Source organism: Aeribacillus composti, from assembly GCF_031760945.1.
GTDB lineage: Bacteria > Bacillota > Bacilli > Bacillales > Aeribacillaceae > Aeribacillus > Aeribacillus composti.
Genome location: NZ_CP134501.1, coordinates 1,834,615 through 1,858,370, shown reverse-complemented (window position 1 = coordinate 1,858,370; position 23,756 = coordinate 1,834,615). Strand labels below are relative to the sequence as shown.

The 23,756-nt window shown below is 37.6% G+C and carries 26 protein-coding genes; 8 read left to right on the top strand and 18 right to left on the bottom strand.

Annotated features, from left to right (window positions below; genetic code table 11):
* Positions 1-7: 7 nt before the first annotated feature.
* The 3 genes from RI196_RS09020 (at position 8) to RI196_RS09010 (ending at position 2,391) form a co-directional block, all read left to right on the top strand.
* Positions 8-151: an AmiS/UreI family transporter gene (locus RI196_RS09020; protein ID WP_268753493.1), complete on the top strand. Its 144-nt coding sequence runs from the start codon at positions 8-10 to the stop codon at positions 149-151.
* A 610-nt stretch (positions 152-761) separates the two neighbouring features.
* Positions 762-1,115 (top strand): hypothetical protein, encoded by a 354-nt coding sequence (locus RI196_RS09015; protein ID WP_311067285.1) that lies wholly within the window; start codon positions 762-764, stop codon positions 1,113-1,115.
* Between the two features lie 466 nt (positions 1,116-1,581).
* A complete protein-coding gene (locus RI196_RS09010) occupies positions 1,582-2,391 on the top strand; it encodes a hypothetical protein (RefSeq protein WP_311067284.1) in 810 nt (269 codons plus the stop codon).
* A gap of 313 nt (positions 2,392-2,704) precedes the next feature.
* On the opposite strand, the gene RI196_RS09005 is transcribed toward RI196_RS09010, so the two are convergent.
* The 10 genes from RI196_RS09005 to RI196_RS08960 all read right to left on the bottom strand — a co-directional run bounded on the left by RI196_RS09005 (position 2,705) and on the right by RI196_RS08960 (position 10,885).
* Positions 2,705-4,102, bottom strand: coding sequence for an acetaldehyde dehydrogenase (acetylating) (locus tag RI196_RS09005; protein ID WP_311067283.1), 1,398 nt, complete (start codon positions 4,100-4,102; stop codon positions 2,705-2,707).
* Between the two features lie 480 nt (positions 4,103-4,582).
* Complete coding sequence (locus RI196_RS09000) at positions 4,583-4,885, bottom strand: ArsR/SmtB family transcription factor (protein ID WP_063389511.1); 303 nt, start codon at positions 4,883-4,885, stop codon at positions 4,583-4,585.
* A gap of 794 nt (positions 4,886-5,679) precedes the next feature.
* Entirely contained in the window at positions 5,680-6,462 is a 783-nt protein-coding gene (locus RI196_RS08995; RefSeq protein ID WP_311067282.1) for a sulfite exporter TauE/SafE family protein, read from the bottom strand.
* Positions 6,463-6,805: 343 nt separating this feature from the next.
* Positions 6,806-7,366 (bottom strand): sulfurtransferase TusA family protein, encoded by a 561-nt coding sequence (locus RI196_RS08990; RefSeq protein WP_130156591.1) that lies wholly within the window; start codon positions 7,364-7,366, stop codon positions 6,806-6,808.
* 305 nt (positions 7,367-7,671) lie between these two features.
* The gene (locus tag RI196_RS08985) at positions 7,672-8,037 is read right to left on the bottom strand and encodes a rhodanese-like domain-containing protein (RefSeq protein WP_144598008.1); all 366 of its coding nucleotides are present in this window, start codon (positions 8,035-8,037) and stop codon (positions 7,672-7,674) included.
* Positions 8,038-8,047: 10 nt separating this feature from the next.
* Complete coding sequence (locus RI196_RS08980) at positions 8,048-8,530, bottom strand: DsrE/DsrF/DrsH-like family protein (protein ID WP_066246720.1); 483 nt, start codon at positions 8,528-8,530, stop codon at positions 8,048-8,050.
* Positions 8,531-8,583: 53 nt separating this feature from the next.
* Entirely contained in the window at positions 8,584-8,811 is a 228-nt protein-coding gene (locus RI196_RS08975) for a sulfurtransferase TusA family protein (RefSeq protein ID WP_066246718.1), read from the bottom strand.
* Positions 8,812-8,907: 96 nt separating this feature from the next.
* The gene (locus RI196_RS08970; protein WP_063389517.1) at positions 8,908-9,168 is read right to left on the bottom strand and encodes a metal-sensitive transcriptional regulator; all 261 of its coding nucleotides are present in this window, start codon (positions 9,166-9,168) and stop codon (positions 8,908-8,910) included.
* Positions 9,135-9,530: a rhodanese-like domain-containing protein gene (locus RI196_RS08965; protein WP_311067281.1), complete on the bottom strand. Its 396-nt coding sequence runs from the start codon at positions 9,528-9,530 to the stop codon at positions 9,135-9,137. Before RI196_RS08965 ends, RI196_RS08970 begins: the two co-directional genes overlap by 34 nt.
* 224 nt (positions 9,531-9,754) lie before the next feature.
* A complete protein-coding gene (locus RI196_RS08960; protein WP_311067280.1) occupies positions 9,755-10,885 on the bottom strand; it encodes an MBL fold metallo-hydrolase in 1,131 nt (376 codons plus the stop codon).
* A 339-nt stretch (positions 10,886-11,224) separates the two neighbouring features.
* Between RI196_RS08960 and RI196_RS08955 the strand changes: the two genes are divergently transcribed.
* Positions 11,225-11,506, top strand: a complete 282-nt coding sequence (locus RI196_RS08955) for a hypothetical protein (protein WP_311067279.1) — start codon at positions 11,225-11,227, stop codon at positions 11,504-11,506.
* 86 nt (positions 11,507-11,592) lie between these two features.
* Positions 11,593-11,859, top strand: coding sequence for an MFS transporter (locus RI196_RS08950; protein WP_117016953.1), 267 nt, complete (start codon positions 11,593-11,595; stop codon positions 11,857-11,859).
* 382 nt (positions 11,860-12,241) lie between these two features.
* Here RI196_RS08950 and RI196_RS08945 read toward each other — a convergent pair whose 3' ends face one another.
* The 5 genes from RI196_RS08945 to RI196_RS08925 all read right to left on the bottom strand — a co-directional run bounded on the left by RI196_RS08945 (position 12,242) and on the right by RI196_RS08925 (position 18,166).
* Positions 12,242-12,841 carry a response regulator gene (locus RI196_RS08945; protein WP_311067278.1) on the bottom strand — a complete coding sequence of 200 codons (600 nt, stop codon included), beginning with the start codon at positions 12,839-12,841 and terminating at the stop codon, positions 12,242-12,244.
* Positions 12,838-13,980 (bottom strand): sensor histidine kinase, encoded by a 1,143-nt coding sequence (locus RI196_RS08940; protein WP_063389522.1) that lies wholly within the window; start codon positions 13,978-13,980, stop codon positions 12,838-12,840. The genes RI196_RS08945 and RI196_RS08940 overlap by 4 nt, the downstream gene beginning before the upstream one ends.
* Before the next feature lie 91 nt (positions 13,981-14,071).
* Positions 14,072-15,103, bottom strand: coding sequence for a Delta(5) desaturase DesA (gene desA / locus RI196_RS08935; protein ID WP_063389523.1), 1,032 nt, complete (start codon positions 15,101-15,103; stop codon positions 14,072-14,074).
* A 666-nt stretch (positions 15,104-15,769) separates the two neighbouring features.
* On the bottom strand, positions 15,770-16,936 hold the full coding sequence (locus tag RI196_RS08930) for a KamA family radical SAM protein (protein WP_063389524.1): 1,167 nt from the start codon (positions 16,934-16,936) through the stop codon (positions 15,770-15,772).
* 423 nt (positions 16,937-17,359) lie between these two features.
* Positions 17,360-18,166: a Cof-type HAD-IIB family hydrolase gene (locus RI196_RS08925; protein ID WP_066246706.1), complete on the bottom strand. Its 807-nt coding sequence runs from the start codon at positions 18,164-18,166 to the stop codon at positions 17,360-17,362.
* A 436-nt stretch (positions 18,167-18,602) separates the two neighbouring features.
* On the opposite strand from RI196_RS08925, the gene RI196_RS08920 reads away from it, so the two are divergent.
* Positions 18,603-18,896 carry a hypothetical protein gene (locus RI196_RS08920; RefSeq protein WP_066246704.1) on the top strand — a complete coding sequence of 98 codons (294 nt, stop codon included), beginning with the start codon at positions 18,603-18,605 and terminating at the stop codon, positions 18,894-18,896.
* A 103-nt stretch (positions 18,897-18,999) separates the two neighbouring features.
* A complete protein-coding gene (locus RI196_RS08915; RefSeq protein WP_311067277.1) occupies positions 19,000-19,566 on the top strand; it encodes a spore coat protein in 567 nt (188 codons plus the stop codon).
* Positions 19,567-19,630: 64 nt separating this feature from the next.
* Here RI196_RS08915 and RI196_RS08910 read toward each other — a convergent pair whose 3' ends face one another.
* Positions 19,631-21,076, bottom strand: a complete 1,446-nt coding sequence (locus RI196_RS08910) for a DHA2 family efflux MFS transporter permease subunit (protein WP_311067276.1) — start codon at positions 21,074-21,076, stop codon at positions 19,631-19,633.
* 442 nt (positions 21,077-21,518) lie between these two features.
* Positions 21,519-22,118, bottom strand: coding sequence for a nitroreductase family protein (locus tag RI196_RS08905; protein ID WP_094245736.1), 600 nt, complete (start codon positions 22,116-22,118; stop codon positions 21,519-21,521).
* Positions 22,119-22,285: 167 nt separating this feature from the next.
* Here RI196_RS08905 and RI196_RS08900 point away from each other — a divergent pair, with 167 nt between their 5' ends.
* The gene (locus RI196_RS08900; protein ID WP_311067275.1) at positions 22,286-23,176 is read left to right on the top strand and encodes a hypothetical protein; all 891 of its coding nucleotides are present in this window, start codon (positions 22,286-22,288) and stop codon (positions 23,174-23,176) included.
* A 109-nt stretch (positions 23,177-23,285) separates the two neighbouring features.
* On the opposite strand, the gene RI196_RS08895 is transcribed toward RI196_RS08900, so the two are convergent.
* The gene (locus RI196_RS08895) at positions 23,286-23,696 is read right to left on the bottom strand and encodes an acyl-CoA thioesterase (RefSeq protein WP_311067274.1); all 411 of its coding nucleotides are present in this window, start codon (positions 23,694-23,696) and stop codon (positions 23,286-23,288) included.
* Positions 23,697-23,756: the final 60 nt, after the last annotated feature.

The window sequence follows — 23,756 nt, the reverse complement described above, 5'->3', positions numbered from 1 at the left end:
GGCTTCTGTGTGGACATTATTTTACTTGCTGCTTGCACAAAAAAAGAACATTGCTATCTTTACTGGGTGGGGCGCGTTTATTCAAGCATGGATTACAGCAACTATTCCCCCCTTTCTTCTTCTCAATAACCAATGGGAGTTCGTAGGATAAAAAACTGCTTTCGTAGTAACTATTTTAACAATTCTAGCTTTTATCGCTATCTATATTCACAAAACCTACTTCTGTCAAAATAGACAGCATTTCAACAAAATCTTAATTATAGAGCTCGGATCACCTATTGATTTTTTCTATACTTTAGCATTTGATTATTTTCTTTTGTATTAAAATAAGACTTGTAAAACAGCATGAAGACGAATATTTAATTGGCTTGAACAATTTGAACAATAAAAATCAACCAACACAAAGGGTTTATTTCGATGATAATGAAAAATTTAGATTCCTGATTTTGAAAAGCAATTTTATGCCTATTTAATCCTTCTGTATTGTTCACCATAAAAATACCTTAATTCTCAATTATCTTATTCTTTAATATTTCGAACACACAATGAATGATAAAGCGAAAGCATGATCTTCAACATATTCCACCGACTTGTTTGAGCATGAATCCCTTTATCGTCACATAGTCTTTCAGATGTAAATGTTTTATTAATGCTCGGGCATTTACTGCATTTAATCAATTCAAGGCACCCAATCCGTACTTGTCAGAACCATTTCATTCGAATAAAATTGAAAAAAGGAGATTTTTAAAAGGAGTCAAAAAATGGAACAAAAACTCGACTTAATTTTAGAAAAAGTGATGTCTATTGACAATGATCTTAAAAATGTGCATGATCGACTGGATTATATCGGGACGCGATTGGACCAGGTAGATGATCGATTAAATCGGGTCGAAAATCGGTTGGATCGAGTAGGAGAGCGATTAGATCAAGTAGAAACACGCTTAAATCATGTTGAAGAGCGATTGAATCGGGTCGAAAATCGGTTGGATCGAGTAGGAGAGCGATTAGATCAAGTAGAAACACGCTTAAATTATGTTGAAGAGCGATTGAATCGGATTGAACAGGAACAAAAATCAATTAAACAAGCTGTAATGGAAACAAACGAAGAAAAATGAAAAACCTCCAAGAAAGCTTCAAATCTGTTTACGAAATTATTGGCGAACATGACGTTTCCATCCGTACGTTACGAAAAAAAATTATGTAACCTACAACCACCTCAAAAAGTGATAACCTCACTTCTTTTTTTAACCCTGTGCTATTTCCTGGAAATACCATACACAAAGCAAAAATTTATTCCATTTTATTCAAAGAACCTGTATTTAAACTTTTATTCTGACCTTTGAAAATAAATAAAAAAACGTGCCCAATCATACAGTTCTCTATTTGGCATATTGTGCTAATGAATAACTTAGGATTGCTAAGGCTGGTGAGCACGAGCAATTCAAAGCCGCCTCATCTTGATGTCTTCTCCATTTTTTTTACTAAAAGGATGTAAAAAATATTGAATACAATAAACTACTAATCTAAACTGATAGTTGATGAGGCAGAAAGACTTCCCTATGTTTCACTGGAGTTGATTTGATGATTGCTACTATGTATAAACGGAGAATGAAAGCAGCATTTGCTCTATCTTCTATAGTTATGCTCATTGGTATTTCTGTTTTTTTCATCGATCGACCGGATTCTTTACAAAATTGGTTAAATCTTTCTTCAATAGGTATTGTAGGTCTTTTTTTGTTTTTTACCGGAGTTTCAAACCAGATTAAATATAACAAGGTGAAAGATATTCAAATTCATGAGTCAAAAGCTTCCCTCCTTGAGTTGGATCATCTAGTTTTAAAAAAAGATCTTGGTTTTTTTCCTCGTCTCCTACTGTTTGAAAAAAGCGGCCATTTTGTTGGAACGATTAAGCCAATCCGTATTCCTTTTATTTTTTATCCAATGAGCCTGCTGCTTCGTGATTCACTGATCATGGCGCTTCCGATTACTTATGGTGTTTTTTCGAATAAAGGAAATGTGCTGTTTACCTTTAAGAGAAAAGGAATGAAAAAGTCGATTGTAACAGTAAAGAATGTACATGGCCGAAAACTGGGAGAATATGTACAAGAGGATTGGAAAAGTCTAGTCAACATAAAAGGTGAGCTGAGTGATGCTGATGATAAGCTGATTCTCCCTGTTAATGTTAAGGCCTTTTCTGGTGATTTTACGTTAACAGATTCCGAAGGTCGGCAGTGGGCCCGTTTCTACAATGGATATTTCCCTCATGAATATACGAATATTTTTCGTGATGTGTACAATGATATCGTTGAGCTCTCTGACAACTTGTCGAAACATCATAAAATGCTTTTAATTGCAATGATTGGCTTTTTATTTTTGCAGCGCAACCAATAGTCTAGTGTTGTTTTGGGAGTTTTCCCGCTACCACTTTACGATTTCCAAATTAACAAAAAACTTTTTAAAATAGATCCAGTGAACTGCACGAGCTTACTAGTTGATGTGTGTAAATAATAAATCCATGCAGGAAAAGATGCTCCTGCATGGATTTTTGTACTGAATATCGTCCTTACAACTAAATTTTTTTAGGGGGGTAAACGCATTATCACTTCCGGAGTGTCGAATTTATTTTTTTAGCTGTATCAAAGAACATGTCAGATGTTTGATACAGTCTTTTAATCTATCAAAAGAGTTTTTATGGACAGTCAAGTTATTTCGTTAATGCAGGTTCATTTTGTGCACTTTCCTCTTTTTTTGGCATTTGGCGGACTCCAAATGCAACACGTTTAATGTTAAACAAGTGATTGACTGTGACATTGTCAGATGTAACGTTGTTGCCAATAGCACCGCAGCCAAGAGTCAAGGACGGTTTTACGTTCACTGTAGCGCCAATAGCGCCAAATGTTGTACCGGCATTTACAATGATACGTCCTGCTGGTTTATCGATTGTGTAAGCTTCGATTACTTTTTCATCCTCAGCGTGAATTCCGACTGTGTGACCAAGACCGCCTGCATCAAGAAGTTTTTGGGCAAGCTCGCTTGCTGCTTGCATATCTTTCACTGTATAAAATGCTAGAGTTGGAGATAGTTTTTCAATTGAGAATGGATATTCTTTCCCAACTCCTGTTTCTTCTGCAACGATCACTTTCGCCTCGGACGGAACTTCAATACCTGCCATTTCACCAATCACTTGAGGTGACTTTCCTACAATTTTTGCATTCAGTCCACCGTTTACGAGAATGATGGATTCTACTTTTCGTTTTTCTTCTTCATTCAAGAAATAAGCTCCTTGTTTTGTCATCTCTGCAACAACTTTCTCTTTAATCGACTCATCCACTAAAAGAGCTTGTTCAGAAGCACAAATTGTTCCATAGTCAAAAGTTTTGCTTTCAATAATAAGTTCAACAGCTTTTTCGATATTGGCACTTTCATGAATGTATACAGGTACGTTTCCAGGACCTACTCCGTATGCTGGTTTTCCGGAGCTGTAAGCAGCTCTTACCAATCCAGGACCGCCTGTGGCAAGGATGACATCAGTTAATTTATGTTTCATCAGCTCGTTTGTTGCTGCCAATGTTGGTTGGGTAATGCAAAAAATCAAACCTTTTGGTGCTCCGGCACGCTCTGCTGCTTCTTGCATAATTCTTGCCGCTTCCGTTGTACATTTTGCAGCAGCTGGGTGAGGGCTGAAAATAATCGCATTTCCTGCTTTAACTGCGATCAATGATTTAAAAATGACTGTTGAGGTAGGATTTGTAGATGGAACAATTCCTGCAACGATCCCTACAGGTTGAGCAACTTCCCATACGCGGTTTTCTTCATCGCGACGAATAATCCCGACTGTTTTCACATCCTTGATAGAATTGTAAACATCATTCGCTGCGAACAGATTTTTTACTGTTTTATCAGGAACATTCCCGAAGCCAGTCTCTTCTACTGCCATAGCAGCCAATCGCTCAGCTTCTTCCCTTGCCGCTTTAACCATGCTTTCAACAATATGATCAATCTCGCTCTGAGTCATCTTTGCCATTATTTTTTGAGCTGTTTTCGCTTCCTCAAGGTAATTTCTTACTTCTTGGATAGATTGTAAATCAATATCTCGCAACATCTTTGCTTCGCTCCCTTTCATAGTTTTCATTTAACTAGCAGATTCATATTGTCATGATCTCAAATGACACTATTTCAATTTTGTTCGCTTGAACAAGCATCATTTTTTGTGTTTCTGCCCTCACCTCCTCAAATGCTAGCAGTTTGACATCACTGATCCTTGTCATGAAATTCTCATACCACTTTATCGAACGACGATCTAATCTGATGTCGTCACCAATATGCAAAACTCCTTCTTCCAATACTTTCGCTTTTTGACAAAGAAGAAGCATTTCAACCGCTCAAAAATTGATAACGATTACAAAAAAGCGGTTTCATAAAACCCGAAAATTTGTTGAAGTATATTTTTTATTTATTTAAATATCTAGAATCATCGATATAAATAATTATAAATCGATAATTCTCGATATCTGAATCTATAAATATAATAAAACAAAATAAAAAGGGATTCAAGCCAAAAGCAACAATTAAAAAATTAGGCCTATAAATCCCTTGATAATAATTCATTCAATTTTTTGATGTTCTCTTCATCCCTTTTATAATAAGTCCATTGCCCAACACGTTTTGCCTTTATTAATCCGGCATTTTGCAGCATCGATAAATAATGGGATACAGTAGATTGTGACAGTCCAACTTTTTTATGGATATCGCTCACACATACTCCATCTTCGTGTATATCACCGTGCTGCGGTTTGGGAAAGTGAGCTTCCGGATTCTTGAGCCATTGTACGATTTGCAGCCTCGTTTCATTTGACAAGGCTTTAAACACTTCTAAAAGTTCCATTGCTACCTCCAATTGACAATACTTATATTTCAAAACAACAGCGGAATAAAATTTGCATTAACAGACAATAAAAACACAAACAACGACAATCCTAAAACGGAGGTTGATCACTCTTGCATGGATAGATTAGCATATAACCAACAAATCTACAATACCTTGACGACTAGCTCTGATTGTTGACAGCGTGGCAGTGATCATTAGCCCCTAAAACGTAATAATTTTATTATTAATTCAATAATACACGAAGCCCAACCATAAAAGCAAAATCCAAGTCTTTTAGCAATAAACTGCTTTATTTTCTGTAAAGCCCTGATAATAAAATTACATACAATTATAATCAACTTGATTCTTGAACAGTCAATCAGCCTCCTCAGCGCTTCATGTTCAAACACTACCTTATAAACATGTTTTCAGAGCAGCCAATCAAAGATGAACTGTTGAATCTTTGATCCGGATGATCGTAAAAACAAATTCATTGTTCCTTCTATAAGCGAAAGACAGCTATATTGAATGCGGGCAAAATCCTTTTCAGACACACTTGCAGAGCGAAATTGTTTCAGATTGTGGTGAAAGCGCGCTGAACACAATTGCATGATCAGGCGAATCATTGCATATAGTTCATGTTTGTTTTCATCATACACTTGATCACTATAGCATCCTTATCATCCAAGTAAGAACTCCAAATATTCTCTCTTTGTTTTCCTAACTTTAAAACCAATAAATGATACGCCATAATTATTATACATCTTGATTCGTTTTTTCGAATCACACATGAAAGTTTTTTCACTGACGGCTTAAAAAATATCGATCCAAATTTTCGCTGCCGTCGCTAAAATTAAGACAGCTAAAATTACGCGGAGTACTTTTGTGCTCATTTTTTGTCCTGCTTTTGCACCTAAAGGAGATGCAATCAAACTTGCAATGACCATAATTATTGCAGGAATGAATTCAACTTGGCCCGTTGTGATTTTTGCAAATGTCGATCCGATTGAGGAAATAAACGTGATCGCTAATGAGGAGGCAATCGTCATTTTCATTGGAATTTTTAGAACAGAAAGCATAATCGGCACTAATAGAAAAGCTCCTGCCGCTCCGACGATTCCTGATCCAATTCCGATCAAAAATGAAAGCGAAGCTGCCAGCCATTTATTGAAGCTCACCATGCCCAATGGAATATCATCAATCCCTTTATTTGGTACGAACATCATCAAAACAGCAAATGCTGCTAAAATGCCGTATACAAGATTAATGCTTCCTTCACTCATCATCCTAGAAACGTATCCGCCAATGAAACTTCCAATTAAAATACTGCTCCCCATATAAAAAATTAACGACTTATTTAAGTATCCACCTTTTCGATAGACTAAAACACCGCCAATCGTCGTAAAAAATACTTGGACGGCACTAATTCCCGATACTTCATGGGCGCTGAACTCGGCAAGCCCAAAAAGCGGGGGCAGGTAAAGAAGCATCGGATATTTAATAATGGAACCGCCAATCCCAACCATACCGGAAAGGAAGGAACCGATAAAGCCAATAAGAAACATTACGATAATAAAATTGAACGTTATTTCCATTGATATACTACTCCTTTGATGTTGTTGTTAAAATCGGGGTGCGTATATGCACCCCGCTAGTAAGTGAATTATCCTTTTTAATTCGAAAATGATCGATCATGTTCTTTTTTTTCATCATCGTATGCCTATTGCTTGATGCCCAAGGCGATAAATGAATTTTCGTCCCACAATGTAATCAACCATCGATTAATTCACAATAAGGAACAATTCAATATTGAGAAATTTCGCCTTTCATTTTCCAATTGCAAAATAGTTCGCATGTATACTATAAAAATGTTTTTTGTTGTTTAAAGATTTTTTGTACCTTTATCATATATTTGTATATTGATAACCAACTGTTCAATCATTGTTCAAGCGATCCATTCCATTCTGACATACCGGGGACAATATTCCATACGTTTGAAAACCCTTTTTCTGCTAATTTCTGGGCTGCCAAACTACTGCGCGTTCCCGTGCGGCAGACGACATAAATGGTCTTATCTTGCGGGAGTTCCTTGATTCGTTCCTCCAATTCTCCAAGAGGAATTGACAAGGCACCAGGAATATGCCCAAATGCAAACTCTGCCGGTTCACGGACATCTAAAATGATAATTGACGGATCATTTATTTTGTCTGCTAATTCTTCATTGCGAATAACATGGGGGAATTTCGCTTCATTCTTTGCCTCGCTCTCACTTGCTCTACGAATATAGTGCTTTAATATCCCTTCTTCTTCAATTGTACCGAGATAGTGATGTCCAGTGCTTTCTGCCCATGCTTTCATATCCGCTTTCGATCCTTTGTCTGTTGCTTGTACCTCCAGTACTTGTCCAGGCTGCAACTTATGAATCGCTTTTTTCGCTTTGACAATCGGCATCGGACAAGACAACCCTTTAGCGTCTATTGTCATATCTACTTGAATCATGACTTTCTCCTCCTTAAATGGGAACTATTCTACAGGATCTTCTTATTTATGCATTAATTTCCGCAACTTTCCGATAGTTTTCGGCTCGTCTGCTTTTTCCTTCAGACAGCAGGCGAGAGTATTTTCTTTTTCTGTATCTAGTTCATTCTTAGAAACTTAAACAGTCAGGGCGTAATATTTATGGAACTAGAAATTTTCCTAAATCGACTTCTTCTAGTTCATGAACATCAATAACATTGAATGTTTTCCTTTTATGGAACAACGCCTCAAATTTCTTTAGCAGAATAGTTGTTTCATAGCAACCTTTATGACCAAGAGTTCATGCCGCCTTTTACATTGGTTACACGCTGAAATCCTAATTTCTTTAATAATTTGCTTGCTTTGGCGCTTCTCATTCCACTTTGACAAATCACAATAACTTCTTTATCTTTTGATAGTTCATGAACTCGTTTTGGAAGCTCGTGAAGCGGAATATTTTTAAAACCAGGAATATGATTCGTATGAAACTCAATAGGTGTGCGTACGTCAATGTAATGAACATCTTTTTTTCGTAATTCCTTCTTTAATTGCACTACAGATATGATTCGCACTCCTTTTATGGGCAGAAACCGATTGACAACGAACCATATCACCAATAGAACTAGACCAATATTAATAATGGTTTGAACCATAGACCCCACCTTAAATAAACAAATTGACATTTCCTTCAGAAGCATCTGCTAAATACGCAGCAACCCCTGCAAATTCGATGCCGTCTATTAATTCATCCTGTTGGAGTCCTAAAAGATCGACTGTCATTTGGCAAGCAACCAGCTTTATTCCTTGTTCCTTTGCCATATCGATTAATTGCGGCAGCGGCACAGCATTATGTTTTTTTATCACCCGCTTAATTAACTTCGCTCCTATTCCGCCAAAGTTCATCCGCGACAGTCCCATGCGGTCAGCACCACGCGGCATCATTTTCGCAAACATTTTTTCTAATAATCCTTTTTTCACCGGAACTGTCGAATCTTTACGCAATGCGTTAAGCCCCCAGAACGTATGAAAAATTGTAACCTCATGGTCATAGGCAGCAGCGCCGTTCGCGATAATATACGCTGCCATCGCCTTATCATAGTCACCGCTAAACAAGATGATCGTTGTTTTTTTCTTTTGCTCCGACACTTTGTTTCCACCTTCTTCTCAAAATACTCATAGGGGTATAAAGATAGCAAAAATTATCCCTTTTTGATCCAAAACGTAAAAACGCCATTTTCTTCTTTCATATTAACAACCGTATGTCCACTTGCCTTTGCCCAAGCGGTCAAATCGTTTTTGGAACCTTTATCCGTTGTATGCACCTCTAAAACTTGACCAGCTTCTAACTCATCAATTGCTTTTTTTGCTCTTACGACTGGCATTGGGCATGCAAAACCCTTCGCATCTAATACTTTATCTGCATTCATTGTCAATGACCTCCTTTAATATTACCATTACCCCTATATGTATATTAATAGGGATAAAAAAATCTGTCAACTTTTCAAAGAAAAGTTGACAAATTTTTAACGACTTTTTACCAACAGCTCTACAGCTTCTTTTACTAGGTGTTCCGTTTTTTCCCCATTTTCTAAGCTTTCACGGATACATTGCTCTAAATTGGAACTTACAATAACGGCAATAGTGCGATCAATAGCGTTTCGTGCAGCAGAAAGTTGAGAAATCACGCTTTTGCAGTCCTTTTCTTGTTCCATCATACCAATAATCCCTTTTACTTGTCCTTCAATTCGTTTTAGGCGGTTTTTGATCTCTTTGCTGTATTCCATTTGGCATTTCTCCTTTCTTTGCAAGGACAATCGGCCATTGAATAGCTCTTCACTTTAAAACCGCGGCTGCGCAAAAAGCGAATGCCTAAATTTTTTCCTACTTCATCACTTGCAATCACATGGATTGGTTTATCAGGAATTTCATAAACATGCCGTTTTAAATAAGCAAACGGTATGTGAAAGGAATTCGCAATGGGATAATGATTTGTTTTTTCGTTGTAATCACGAAGATCTAGAATCGTTAAAGAATTTATACTTTCATCGCGGTAGTCAACACACGGAACTCCTCTTACTGGATAATACCGCCGATAGACAGATATTGATAACAAAATAAATAAAGCCAAAAGCAGTATTCCTTCCAATTCTTCTTTCCACCTCATTCATTGTTTTTATTTATGAACAATTATATACATGTATAAGTATATAATCAACCGATTTATTTTTCTAAACAAATTTTTGGAACAGAGGCATTGTCTTTACTTGTTAGTTATCAATATAGCTTTCCCTTTACTTAATTTAAAAAATATTTGCGGAGGGAGAAAAAGGAGACTCGGCATGAATGACTCAAGTCTCCCTTTTTTAATCATTACCGGACTGCGCAACGGTTTGGACCGATTTCCATCTCGCGTTGCTGCTCTTCATCTGGATGAAGCTTTCCCATATTTGTTTGCCGAATTTCCTGATAAGCATTCGGCTGCGGAGGCAAGTTTTCCGTCACCGTTTTTCGAAACTCTTCTTCGCTCGCGATATTGAGACCATGATTTTTTGCGTACAACATACCTAATGTAGTACCAACACTACCATCGTCATTCATTTCACCCGGTACCATAAAATGTGCAGGCAAAACCAACAGGTCATCTGCTAATTGTTTATAGCGCTCATATAATGTCTTGCGCAAATCCCCCACCCAATCCTGCGCTTTTCCAGCCAAATCCGGACGACCGATCGAATCGATAAATAAAACATCTCCCGTTAGTAAATATTGGTCATCTATAATAAACGAAGTGCTGCCAATTGTATGTCCCGGTGAGTAAACAGCTTCGATCACTGCATGACCGACCTGAATGCGATCCTCATCTTGAATCGGTGCATAGGAAAAGGTCACTTCTGTCGCATCTTTTGGAGGCAAATAGTACGTCGCTCCCAATTGTTCAGCCAACTTGCGGCCGCCGGAAATATGGTCTGCGTGCAAATGGGTATCAATGACATATTTAATAGAAATCTCGCGTTCCTTCGCAAACTCAACGTATACATCCGTCATGCGATTTGTATCAATAAGCGCACCTTCTCCGTTTGATTCGATCAAATAGGACAGGCAGCCTTTCCCGAGACGGACAAATTGATAAATCGCACCGCCGTTTTTCAGCTCAGCGATTTTGACCGGTTGTAAATGCTCGCTCCACGCTTTCATACCGCCTTCAATGGAATAGACATGTGAAAAACCTGCTTGTTCAAGCTGTTCGGCAACAAATAGCGATGATCCTCCTTTGGCACATACCACATAAATTTCGTTTTCTTTCTCTTTAGGCAATTGCTCAAGAAATGGATCCACACCGTCAAGAACTTCAAAATAAGGAATATTTACAACTTGTACGTTCTTTCCTTCAATTCTCCAATCAGCATACTCCTCTTGATTGCGTACATCGACTATAAACAAGTCTTCCCCGCGAATGATTTTGTTTGCAATTTCTTTTACCGTGATGGTTTTTACCGTCATATTCCCTTCTTCCTCCTATCGAATGTTGTAAATTTGGTTTAAACTAATCATTTTACACATACATGTATGGGTATTTATGGTCTTAATATTACAAATTATTGCTCTAAAAGTCAACGCTTTTTATTTTTAGATGCAATTACTTCCTTCAGTTCGCCGTATTGTTCTATAAACGATAATGGAGGGATTGAAGATGTTTGCTTAAAATAAACGTATGATTCGAACGAGATTGGGAAGGTCGATAAATTGAAACGATCAATGAAGAAGACACTGGATTTTACATATTCGTAATAGAATTCAAGCTTATCCCTTTTTATAAATAGGAGAATTAGGTTTGTCGCTATGATAGGGATTATCTCGTTTCCACCGCCATCGATGCAGCATCGTTTTGCCATAATGGCGAACGGACGAGTTGCTGCAATCATCAACGCAACTTTTTTAACAAGCATTTCCAGCTTAGGACTCTATACTTATATTTCAACCATTTTGGATAACTTAAAAGCACCCTCACGCTTGCATCTTATTGGTGGGCATGGGGCATTGGGGGCGTTATCGGGAGCTTTTCTGTTGGATATTTCATTGACCGGACGGCACGACCGAAAATGCTTATGGCCGGAATTATAGCCATAATGGCTTTAGCTATGATCTGCATACCATTTGCACTCTCTTTCCCGATGCGATCCTTTTTACCTTTTGTTCTATGGGGGGCGATGGGCTGGGCTTCGCAAGCCCCGCAACGGCATGAACGGCTTCGTTACCAGCCTGAGCATGACGCTGCTGTTGTAGCTTTAAACAGTTCCGCCAATTATTTAGGAAGTGCAGTAGGTTCTTCTCTTGGAGGGATTGTATTGCTTGAAGGATTGGCGCCTTCCTCCCTTCCGTTTGCTGCCAGTTGTCTAGTTTTGGCGGCTTTACTAGTACAATGTTTGATTATGTTCAGTAAAAAAAGTAAGCGCATATCAGAACTTAAGAAATAAACTTATCTATGAAAAACAATTCTTTCTATAATTCGTATACCGAGAAGCATGACGCACTCAGGCTCTCACAAAGCGATTGTTTGGCTCGCGATGCTTGAAAACTCATAAATGGTATAACAAGAATCATATAATAATTATTTTCTCTAGAAAAATATAAATTCAAACAAACAGGGTGCCGTTATCGGCTTAACCAGAATAAATATGATACGTGAATTTATTGGCAGGCGGAACCTGAATCTCATCGTTCCACGAAATATATTGAGGAACTTATCGTGTTTTTGGGAAAGGTATTAATAACTGTTCATTTTGTTCGCCTGCAAGATTTCGGTTCTGTCTCTTATGATGTTTTGATTTAGTTGCGAAAAAACAATTTTTCTTATGTCTATTTAAACCATCCCCTTTCTTTAGATTGTTTAATCGCTTCGATCCGGTTCGTTACCTCAAGCTTATCCAAAATCGTTGAAATATAGTTTCGGACCGTTCCGGTTTTTAGTTTCAGTTCGTCCGCGATTTTTTTTGTGTTTTTTCCATCGGCAACGAGTTCTAATATTTCCTTCTCCCTTTCCGTGAGAGGATTTTCTTCACTGTAAACATCATCCATCAGCTCGGGTGCATAGATTCGCCGGCCTGCCATGATGCTGCGGATCGAGCTTGCCAGCTCCTCGCTGGGGCTGTCTTTCAATAAATAGCCGCTGACACGAGCTTTTAAAGCCCGTTGGAAATAACCAGTACGGGCAAACGTTGTTAAAATGATCACTTTACATTCCAGGTCTTTCAGCTCTTCAGCTGCCTCGAGGCCACTTTTTTTGGGCATTTCGATATCCATGATGCAAACATCAGGCTGAAATTGCTTCACAAGTGAAACAGCTTCTTCTCCGTTGCTCGCCTTCCCCACCACTTCCATATCCTCTTCCAAATTAAGCAAAGTCCCTAAAGCGCCCAGCATCATACGCTGGTCTTCAGCTATGACGATTCGAATCATGATTTGAGTCCCTCCTTAACGGTCTGTTTTACTACATTAGGTATTTTCATGATTAATGTAGTCCCTTTTTCCGAGCAAATTTCCAGACTGCCGTTCACAAACTCCAGACGTTCTTTAATTCCGATCAGTCCGTTTCCTTTTGCAAGATCCCGTTCCTCCTCCATGCCGATTCCGTCGTCTTGCACCGTAATACATATTTCGTTCCAAGATTGCTGAATGGCAATCCGACAAGTAAACGCCTTACTATGTTTTACGACATTTGTTACTGCTTCCTTCAAACACATACTTAAAATGTTCTCAATAAACGGGGATACGTTTGATAGTGTGAATTCTTCTTCATTACTTACCAACTTGATTTCAGCAGCTTGGAGTAGTTGTTTTATATGTATGATTTCCTCTTTCAATCGAACCCCGCGCATTTGTGAAACTATTTTCCTTACTTCATTCAATGCAGTTCTGGCCGTTTGCTGAACGTCTTTTAATTCGCTGCGGGCTTGTTCAGGGTCTTTGTAAATTAATTTTCTAGCCAAATCGCTTTTTAGACCGATAAGGGACAGCTTCTGGCCTAACGCATCATGAAGATCGCGGGCAATTCGCTGGCGCTCCTCCTGTTTCACGAGCTCGGAAATTCTTTTGTTGGCATCTTGGAGCTGTTCTTCGAGCTGCCCTTGCTTTTTTCGATTATAAATGTTGAATGGAAGAAGGATGACGCTAATCCAAATGATGATGACAAATGGCAATTGCTTTAAGAATAACTTTTCCTGTAGAACCACGTTATAGTTGATCGAGATGGTCGTTGCAGCTAAGTGAATGATGTACAATATTAAAAAAGCAATGCGGTTTTTGATATGACCGTTATAGTAAGCAATATAAAAAGCAAAATAGATAAATTGGAAAAGGATCGTCATCGTGATAGAAATCCCAATTAAAATTGATGTCCACAAGTAGACAGGCCACTTTTTTGAAATAAAAGCTAAACGATATACAAAGAAAAATATAAGTGTCAACACGATCCCTGCAATGATTTCCTTAGTGGAGGAAGATTGAAAAATAAAATAAAACGGCAATATGCTAAAAACGCTCCATATATAAGGAGTAATTCCCGAGAATTTCTCTAAGATCATATACTTTTTTTGCATGGTCAAATCCTCTAAAAATTTGTTTTACATGTTATCTTATCATAAAAAGGTACACTGCGTCTTGAAAACTTTGCCCAATTTTCTAAAAATTTTACAATTCAGATTCAATATGGACTTTCGACTTTTTTTCCTTCTTTTTCGATAAGTCTTTAAACCCGACAAACTTTTTCGCTTGCTCATCCCATAAGCGGAATTGGAGAGATTTTAAGCTTGTCGCTAGAGTGATGGTTGGTACATTCTGTAAAAGATACGTTTGATTGTGTGCCTCTTCCAGCTTATAATTAGGTATCCTTGGGCTCAAATGATGGACGTGGTGAAAACCGATATTTCCAGTAAGCCATTGCAGCGGTTTTGGAAGCTTATAGTATGAACTCCCTTCAACAGCTGCTTTCACATACTCCCAGTTTTCATCTTCTTCAAAATAAGAATCTTCAAATGTGTGCTGTACGTAAAAAAGCCAAATGCCTAAAGAGCCTGAAATGAAAAAGATTGTGCCTTGAATGATAAGAAATGGCTCCCATCCGATCGTCCAACCAAGCAGTCCAACTAAGGCAACGATTGATATGTTTGTTATATATGTGTTGATGCGTTCCTTTAACCTCGCATTTTTTCTGTTAAACCGATTTTTAATAAGGAAAACGTAAATCGGTCCTAGCCCAAACATCACGAACGGATTTCGATACATCCTGTAGGCGAATTTAGTTAATGGCGGTGCTGACAAATATTCATCAACTGTCAAAACCCATATATCCCCTGTTCCGCGCTTATCTAAATTTGAGCTGGTTGCGTGGTGGACTGAATGGTTGTGCTGCCATTTGCTGTACGGAAACAACGTTAAAATACCAGCTATTGTTCCAAAAATTTTATTGGCAAGGCGGTTTTTAAAAAAGGAATAGTGACAGCAATCATGGAAAATGATGAAAAGTCGAACTAAAAATCCAGCTGCGATCATGCAAATAGCGAAAGTAAGAACATAAGAAATGGATAAGCTTTGATAAGCTAAAAACCATAACAGAAAAAACGGCACAGTCGTATTGACCAACTGCCAAACACTATTCATCGTGTTAGGTTTTTCATAAGGAGCCATTTGCTTTCTTAATTTTTTTTGCATTTGTTTCATCATGTTTCGATTCCCTTCTTTATTTGATATTTCTAATCATAAATGAGGGAAATCGATCTGTGTAGTCATATATGTCATATTCAAAATATGATAAATGTCATATATCGTTTTCTATCATATTCGCTTTTGCTGACGGACATGCACACTTGGGAATGAATATTTCTTAACAAAATGCATATTTTCTCAAAGCTTAATGCAGTGAGGGAGACAACGTGCAAAAGATGAAAAGAAAAAGATAACGGCATTTGCGGAATTTTGTGGATCATCAAAAAATATTTTCTGGGGAGATTTTTTCATTTAGTATTGAATTTGGATGAAGGCGTGGAGTTTTCTTGTATTTTTTCGATATTACTCTGTTAGCTTACTGGCGATTTTTTCGTAGCTCTAACCACCAAACTCATCCATTCATTTCTTTGCAGTTTTAGTGTCTTTTTCCCTTTTATTAAGAAAGAGAACTTTTTCAAATCGCAAAAAACTGAAACTTGAGCTTGGCCTCTTTGTTAGACTTCTCCATACGCAAACGGCACAATCAACCTGTATGATGATATTCGAACAAAATTCTCATCTGCTTCCCTGTTTCTTTTCGTCTATTTAACCCCTGTATAATTTTGCTTCGTTTATAACGATTTTTTTTAAAGGCTGTCACAAACGACAGCCTTGTCCATTTTTTTATTTTGCTATTTTTTGAGGATGATCTGGCAATTCATTGACTGAAACAACTTGGTCTGTTTTCTTTTTCGGTTTTTTCCAATACTTTTCGTTGCCAGGCAGATCATCAAACCATGTTGCATCATCAGGGCAATCAAGCACCATAAATTGTCCATAATTGCCATCTCTAGATTGGTGATATTTCAAATACGCTTTTCCGTTTTCGATAGCTAAAATCTCGATTTTCCCAGAGGTATGGCTCATTGACAGGCGGACGCGCTTGCCTAGTCCTGATGTTCTTGCTTTTGCTTGTTCAACGATATCGTAAACTTCTTTCAATGTTAATACAAAGTCACTGTTGCCAGCAACAGGTCGATTCACAAAGAAATAATAAGGTGTTACTCCCGCCCATGATAACTTATCTAATAATTCGCCTAAAACAACAGGATCGTCATTAATTCCTTTTAATACTGGAGTTTGGTTGACCACTATTGCTCCGGCGTCATGGAGCGCTTCAAAAGCTTTTTTTGCTTCTTTCGTAATTTCTCTCGGATGGTTGACGTGAGCCATAATGTAGATTCTTTTTTCAGGAGAGGAAAACTCTCTAATGAGTTGGAGTAAAGATTCATCTTCATAAATTCTCATAGGGTTAAAGACAGGCATTTTGGAGCCGATGCGGATAATTTTTACATGCTCGATTTCTCGTAAGCTTTCAATGATCATGCGCAATTTTTTCGTAGCAAGGATTAAAGGATCCCCTCCAGTTAGAAGAACATTGTTGATTTCAGGAGTTTTGCGAATATAGTCAATACCAGGCTGTACGTCTGCCATCGCTTCTTTTACATCACTTCTAAATAATCTTTTTCGAAAGCAATAGCGGCAATATGCTCCGCAAACCTCAGAAACTAGCAGCAATGCTGTTGTTTTGTACTTATGCTGGCAGCCAGGAACGACATAGTTTGTATCTTCATCTGATGCGTCCCACCTCCCATACTCTCGCATTTCTCCTTCATTTGGAATAACTAATTTTCTGATAGGGTCGTTTGGATCATTCCAGTCGATCAGGCTTAAATAATAATCATTGACCCGAAACACATATTTTTCTGTGATCGGCTTCAGCTTTTCCCGTTCCTCTTTTGGGATTTGTTCAATTTTGTCGATGTTTGTTATATATTTTGGCATCGCCACATGTATCACTCCCCCATCATTAGTTAACAGTTCTATGATAACATATAGTAACAAATTATTTAGCAATATGTCCAAAACGTTCATTATTTTTTTGCAAATTTCGATAATATTTTTCAAAAAAATTTGCCTTCCAGCAAGGAAAACTATTAAGCTAGTTTTCCAATGCGGACTTTTCTCTAATACAAGTCAAAATAGAAGGCAGATTCCACTACATTTGCTAAAACAAGGAATAAATATCTGACATATCTTGATAAGCTTTCACTAAATTTAGAATCCTTTTTTGCGAGTCTTTATCCCCGCTCAAACAATATATTGACTTAAGCCAAAAATGGAAAAAAAATCGTTTTCTATATTTTATATAAATAAGTAAAATAAGCGGCTTCCTGCTTTACATGAATTCTTTCGGGCAGCATGAAGCATTGCTTAAACTGATACAGCCTTCAACAGTTCTTTTACCGCATAGGCAAAGCCGTTCTCATCGTTCGTTTTCGTGACAAAATCGGCTTTTTCTTTCACTTCCTTTGGAGCATTTCCCATTGCAACCGATGTGGTCGCGATCTCGAATTGGGAAATGTCGTTGCCTCCGTCGCCAAACGCATAAATTTCTTCAAATGTCAGCTGCTTCATTTTTTGATAGCGTAAAATCGCTTTTCCTTTATGTGCTTCGCTGGAGGTAATTTCAATATTATTCGGAAATGATGAGGCAATGGAGAGGTCGCTTCTTTCGCTTAAAGCTTCCTTCACTCGATCGATTTTTTCCGTTTCATCATGATTCACTAATCCAATCAGCTTATAGATTTTTACATTTTCCAGCTTGAAAATAGAGTCATAATCAAATTGGCGAAACATCTCTTCGATCTCTTTCCAGCTCAGCTTATGCAAAGGCGGTAAAGTGGATGGAAAGCCACCCTGATTGGTGTAAACGAGAATTCCGACATCCAGAGCATTTACTGCTGCAAAAATTTCTTTAAACGTTTTTTCATCTATTGTTGCTTCATACATCAGCTCTCTTTTATCGGAATATAATACAGCCCCATTAACACAAAAAATCGGCACTTGGAGCTCTTCAACCGCTTTAATCTTGATGACGTCCGGAAATGCACGTCCCGTATTTAAAATGACTTCATGTCCTTGCTTTTTCAATTCATGTAAAACTGATAAATTTTCATGTGAAATTTCATGCTGCGAATTTAATAGTGTGCCATCTAAATCAATTGAAAAACATTTCATATCCTCATCCCAATTCCTTTCTTTTTTTAAAATAATAAAGAAACTTCTTATTTTTCTCTTACCTATTTTATCAAAATCGTCCTGATCGCTGTAAAGATTTCCTGTTTACAAGAAAATCACTGCATTATCGGTCAAAGAGCTTGATTTGCCAGAAAGTCACTTTCCGCTCGGTTGATGGCAGCCCAAAAGATTGAAGAGGTTTAGAAAATTAAAAAGAAAGCTTCAGTACAAAATGGACAGTGACATCTATGCAAAAATAGCTGGATTCGAAGCATCGGCTGGGCATACAACAAATGACAAGAAGATGGCAAATAGATACACGCACAACTAGGCTATAGATGCAAATTGTCTGGCTTTTTTACCTTCAACTGGAAAAATTTTTTCATAGTGATTCACTCTTCAATGTTATAAGTTTTTATTAGGGAGTGAATATCAAATGATCTATCGAAGTGTCAAACAACTGGAAAAAGAATATAAACTAAAAGAAGCCCTTCGTTCTGTCAGAGATTTATGGTATCAACTAACGGAAGGGTATGTAACGATCCCTGAATCGACTGAAAAGCTTCAATCTTTCATTGAATATTTTGAAGGAGAATTGCCTGCAGGATGGATCCTCACAATGGATGAACAAGGAACGATACAAGCACGTACAAATTATTCTAATAGATTTAGTCAGATGTTAGTATGTAAAAGCTTTTCTGGAAAAGAGCGTGTAAAAATAATTTCTTAAAAGTTTTCCCTCAGTATCGCAGACTGAGGGGTTTTTTGTATAAAATGAAAAATTTCAAACATAATACTAACTGTTAAAAAATTACTTAGGAGGGATTGAAGGTATGAATCAATTAGGTGCTCATGAATTAATGGAAGTACATGAAGTTTTAACAAACACAATTGATGGAATTAACCAATTTCAACTTTATCAGCCCCATTGCAAAGATCCAGAGCTGCAAAACATTTTGCAAAATCAAATCATTTTTATGACAAATGAATACAATTCAATCGTTCAAATAGTAAGAAACAAGAGCAGTCAGCAAAATTTCAGCACTTACCGCCCATTGAAAAATGCAAGCCCTTCCTTTGGCACCTCAGGCGGAACACCGGAAGCTCCCAACAGCTCAATAAACGAGATGAACGACCATGATGTTGCGTCAGGAATGTTAGGATGTTTAAAAGCGTCAGCAGCATTAAGGATGCATGCTGCATTGGAATGCTCAGATCCGGAATTAAGAAATGTCGTGCTCCAAGGGGCGAAAAATTGCGCAGAGCAAGCTTATGAAGTTTGGCAATATATGAACCAAAAAGGTTATTATCAAGTGCCGGTCTTTCAGCAAAATACTGCTCAAGCGATCATCAATCATTATCAACCGGCTGGCAATCAATTGAACAATCAGCAGACATAAAACGATAAAGCAGCAGGGCTTACCCTGCTTCTGCTTTATTTTTTAGCTATTGCCAAGAAAAAAATTAGCTTTCGCTCACAATTTGCTTGTTTTCTTTTTCCTTTAGACTTTCGTCTTTTGCCGCTTGCGAATTTTTCATAAAAAACGATAAGATGAGAGCGATCGCAGAGAATATACCTGCCACTACAAAAGATATATTTACTCCATGTATCATTCCTTCAATACCTTTTTCAGGCAACGCTGTATTTGTCATGACTGTCACAAGCAAAGCTGTTCCAACTGCACCAGCTACTTGCCGCATTGTGTTGTTCATCGCAGTTCCGTGTGAAATTAAATATGTAGGCAGTTGATTTAAACCAGCGGTTGTCACCGGCATCATGACCATCGCAACACCGACCATCCTGAAAGCATTTACTGCCGCTAAATATGTAAACGTTGTATGTAAGGTGAGGTGTGACAGCATAAACGTCGTGATCGTTAAGGTAAAAAATCCAATAATCGCCAGCCATTTGGCACCGAATTTATCAAATAATCTGCCTGTTATCGGGTTGGCCACACCTTGGACAAGTGCGCCTGGCAAGAGCACCAGTCCGGACTCAAATGCTGAAAATCCCAGCATATTTTGCATAAACATCGGCAAAATAACTGCTCCGCCAATCATAGACATAAACACAATCATGCCTAAAACAGTTGTGATCGAAAATGTCTTGCTTTTAAATACTTTGAATTCCAGGATCGGCTCATCCAATTGCAGCTGTCTAATTATAAACCAAGTAAGAGTGATCAAACCGATGAAGAGCGATAAAATAACTTGACCGCTCCCCCAGCCGCTGCTCCCAGCTGCACTGAATCCATACAATAAACCGCCGAACCCTAACGTTGAAAGGATGATGGATAAAATATCGATTTTGGGGTAAGTTTGCCGCGTAACGTTTTTTAGGATGAAAAAAGCTAAGAAAAGATCAATGACTACAATAGGTAAGAGCACATAAAACAAGCTTCTCCATGCAAAATGCTCTACAAGGTAACCGGATAAAGTCGGACCAATTGCCGGCGCAAATGCAATAACGAGTCCAAACATCCCCATTGCCGTTCCTCTTTTTTCAACGGGAAAAATTAAAAACAAGATTGTCTGCATCAGCGGCATGATAATTCCGGCACCAGCAGCCTGCGCCACTCTCCCTGCCATTAAAACAGAAAAATTGGGAGCAATTGCACAAATTGCAGTTCCAACAGCAAAAATTCCGATGGCTGTAAGAAACAGTCCTCTTGTCGTAAAACGACCAATCAAAAACGCGGTGATCGGTATCATAATCCCATTAACAAGCATAAAAATCGATTGCAGCCATTGAACTGTATTGGCATCAACTTTGAAATCCATCATTAAATGCGGCAAAGCAGTTCCAAGCAACGTTTGGTTTAAAATGGCAACAAAAGCACCGGACATTAACACAATCATGAGCGGCACTTTATTGAAGGTTTCCTGTGCCAGGTCTCGTTCTTCTCCCATATAAATCCTTCTTTCTAACAATTTTTCTATATTATTTAGCGATACAAATAGACTGCTTAATACATGTTATTGTAATATTTTTTCTTTGTAAATAGGAAGAATATACACTTGATGAGGATGAAACTTGAAGAGTGTTTTCCATAAATAAATGAAGCAATTGTTGTCTTTATAAATATATTAGCGTACATTACCATAGTGAAGGAAGATGAAGAAAAAAGCAATTGTTTCGCTCACCTTTATTTTCTTTTTTGATAATTAAGAAGGAAACGTTTGAAAAAATTTTTACATCATGAGTGTCAAAGAAAAAAATATCACTCCTTCCAATATAAAAAAAAGAACAGCCGTTTTTTCTCTTTCGGTTTGAATTGTTTCAAATGCAAAACCCCTTTTCAGCTTTATTTTTTTGAAAAGGGGGTGACAACAATTTGAAAACATAAGCATCTTATTTAAATATTTTCAATCGCTCTTCTATTGGTTTTATTTCTTTATCACCGGGCTCAGCTGTCGGTTTTCCGAACGGCATTTGAGCAATTAGTTTCCATTCATTTGGTATATTCCATTCTTTCTTCACTTCATCATCGATGAGCGGATTATAGTGCTGCAGCGAGGCGCCCAATCCTTCAATTTCCAACGAAGTCCAAATCACAAATTGCAGCATTCCAGAAGACTGTTGTGACCAAATCGGGAAATTGTCCGCATATAATGGGAATTGTTCCTGCAACCCTTGAACAACGCGGTCATCTTCAAAGAACAATACAGTACCGTATCCATTTCGGAATGAATTTATTTTTTCATCTGTTGAAGCAAATTGATCCGCTGGAACAATTTTTCGCAACGTTTCTTTCGTTATATCCCACAATTTGTTATGATGCTCGCCAAGCAAAAGAACGACTCGGGCGCTTTGGGAATTAAAAGCGGATGGTGTATATAGAACTGCGTGGCTGATCACTTCTTGAATACGCTCATCAGAAACAGTTGATTCTTTACTGATTCCGTAATAAGTGCGTCGATGTTTGACTGCTGAATAAAAGTCATTTGACACGTTCATCTCTCCTTTCTGAATTTCAATCTTTTTATATCATTCCTTTTAAACGCTTCGCCTATTACACTTCTTAGTAACGTTTTGAATAAAATTTTTTCTTGTAAGAGCCGTATTTTGAGGGATATAATTTACATGAAATCAATAATATTAGAAAAGGCGGTAAAAACTTGAAACAGCGGAACTTATTTTTCTACATTTTGATTTTTGCCATGATGTTTCTGTTCGGATGTACATCAAAAGAATATAAATTCAACATGGAATCTGGTATTGAAGCGCTAAAAAAAGAACAATACAGCGACGCCATCTCGTTTTTTAACAAAGCTCTTCATGAAAAAAACACTGAAGAAGCTCAATTGGCGCTGGATTTGTCAAAACAAATTAAAAACAGCGTTGCTGCCCTTGAAAAAGGAGAATTTGAAACCGCCATATCATTGGCAGAAAAAATCAAAAATTCAAATGAAACCTCCAAGATTCTTGATATTCTCAAACCGAAAGCTGAAAAAATAATCGAAGAAGCGGAAAAAACGAGCGCTGCTTTAAAAGAAATGGAATCTGAACTTGAGTCAGGGAAAGCATTGTTGGAAGAAAACAAGTATGACGAAGCATTCGCCATATTTAAGAAAATTGCGGAAACAACATCAAATAACGAGAAGGTCGTCAGCGTTACCAAAAATGCAGAACAATTCATGAATCAAGCAGCTGCGGCGAAAAATCAATACTTGCAGGAGCAGGAGAAAAAACTTCAAGAAGAGCGGCAAAAAGCTGAAGAAGAAGAAGCAAAAAAGAGAGAGGAAGAGCAAAAAAAGGCTGAGGAATCAAAGAAAAGCCGTCCTATAAGCCATACTGAAGCTGAACAGTTAGTCCGGGAGTATTTAAAAATTGAAAATACTTCTAACGTTTACGTTGAATATGATCATGATAATGAAAAAGGCGAATATATTATTCACGTTTATGAAATCGTGATCAGTGATCCGGAGACAAAAGAGGGACATACTTCTACATGGGGCTGGTATGCAGTCGACCCGGTCAAAAAAGTTGTGCGTGATGCGTTTGAATAACAAATTTTAAGGATTTTCCGGTGGATACATTCGGAAAATCCTTTTTCTTTAGTTATTTAATCAGAATGATATTAATCAACTGATAAGGCTTACAAAATTGCCTTGCTCATTAAACAGCTACTAAGTATTGTTCAAGGATCGAACGCATTTCAGGAGTTAAAGGCTCAGAACGCTGCAACTTAAAATTGTAATGAACGATAACTCCTTCCCCTTTTGCGATCAATTTCCCCGTTTCTGCATTTTTTATTTCATGCTCCATCGAAAAGCTTTTCGTTCCAATCCGCGTAATTTTTGAAGTTACCGTTAATGTATCATGGGCATACGCTTGAGCAAGGTAATCGCATTTTGTGGATGCTAAAATAAATTTCCAGTCTTGGTTCCCTACTTGTTTTGACATGTGTTGTAAAAATTTAGTCCGAGCTTCCTCCATATACAAATAATAGCTTGTATTGTTAACATGGCCTGACGCATCCGTTTCGCAATATCTTACATAAATTTCTATATCCGGAATGGTTTTCATGCTAAATCGTCCTTTCTTTTATGTCTTATTTTTCTGTTTTTATCAATCGATCGATATTTA

Excerpts from the sequence above, each read along its gene's own strand:
- RI196_RS09015 (WP_311067285.1), top strand. The coding sequence starts at position 762 with ATGGAACAAAAACTCGACTTAATTTTAGAAAAAGTGATGTCTATTGAC.
- RI196_RS09010 (WP_311067284.1), top strand. The coding sequence starts at position 1,582 with ATGATTGCTACTATGTATAAACGGAGAATGAAAGCAGCATTTGCTCTA.
- RI196_RS09005 (WP_311067283.1), bottom strand. The coding sequence starts at position 4,102 with ATGTTGCGAGATATTGATTTACAATCTATCCAAGAAGTAAGAAATTAC.
- RI196_RS09000 (WP_063389511.1), bottom strand. The coding sequence starts at position 4,885 with ATGGAACTTTTAGAAGTGTTTAAAGCCTTGTCAAATGAAACGAGGCTG.
- RI196_RS08995 (WP_311067282.1), bottom strand. The coding sequence starts at position 6,462 with ATGGAAATAACGTTCAATTTTATTATCGTAATGTTTCTTATTGGCTTT.
- RI196_RS08990 (WP_130156591.1), bottom strand. The coding sequence starts at position 7,366 with ATGATTCAAGTAGATATGACAATAGACGCTAAAGGGTTGTCTTGTCCG.
- RI196_RS08985 (WP_144598008.1), bottom strand. The coding sequence starts at position 8,037 with ATGGTTCAAACCATTATTAATATTGGTCTAGTTCTATTGGTGATATGG.
- RI196_RS08975 (WP_066246718.1), bottom strand. The coding sequence starts at position 8,811 with ATGAATGCAGATAAAGTATTAGATGCGAAGGGTTTTGCATGCCCAATG.
- RI196_RS08970 (WP_063389517.1), bottom strand. The coding sequence starts at position 9,168 with ATGGAATACAGCAAAGAGATCAAAAACCGCCTAAAACGAATTGAAGGA.
- RI196_RS08960 (WP_311067280.1), bottom strand. The coding sequence starts at position 10,885 with ATGACGGTAAAAACCATCACGGTAAAAGAAATTGCAAACAAAATCATT.
- RI196_RS08955 (WP_311067279.1), top strand. The coding sequence starts at position 11,225 with ATGATAGGGATTATCTCGTTTCCACCGCCATCGATGCAGCATCGTTTT.
- RI196_RS08950 (WP_117016953.1), top strand. The coding sequence starts at position 11,593 with ATGGGCTGGGCTTCGCAAGCCCCGCAACGGCATGAACGGCTTCGTTAC.
- RI196_RS08945 (WP_311067278.1), bottom strand. The coding sequence starts at position 12,841 with ATGATTCGAATCGTCATAGCTGAAGACCAGCGTATGATGCTGGGCGCT.
- RI196_RS08940 (WP_063389522.1), bottom strand. The coding sequence starts at position 13,980 with ATGCAAAAAAAGTATATGATCTTAGAGAAATTCTCGGGAATTACTCCT.
- desA (WP_063389523.1), bottom strand. The coding sequence starts at position 15,103 with ATGATGAAACAAATGCAAAAAAAATTAAGAAAGCAAATGGCTCCTTAT.
- RI196_RS08925 (WP_066246706.1), bottom strand. The coding sequence starts at position 18,166 with ATGAAATGTTTTTCAATTGATTTAGATGGCACACTATTAAATTCGCAG.
- RI196_RS08920 (WP_066246704.1), top strand. The coding sequence starts at position 18,603 with ATGATCTATCGAAGTGTCAAACAACTGGAAAAAGAATATAAACTAAAA.
- RI196_RS08915 (WP_311067277.1), top strand. The coding sequence starts at position 19,000 with ATGAATCAATTAGGTGCTCATGAATTAATGGAAGTACATGAAGTTTTA.
- RI196_RS08910 (WP_311067276.1), bottom strand. The coding sequence starts at position 21,076 with ATGGGAGAAGAACGAGACCTGGCACAGGAAACCTTCAATAAAGTGCCG.
- RI196_RS08895 (WP_311067274.1), bottom strand. The coding sequence starts at position 23,696 with ATGAAAACCATTCCGGATATAGAAATTTATGTAAGATATTGCGAAACG.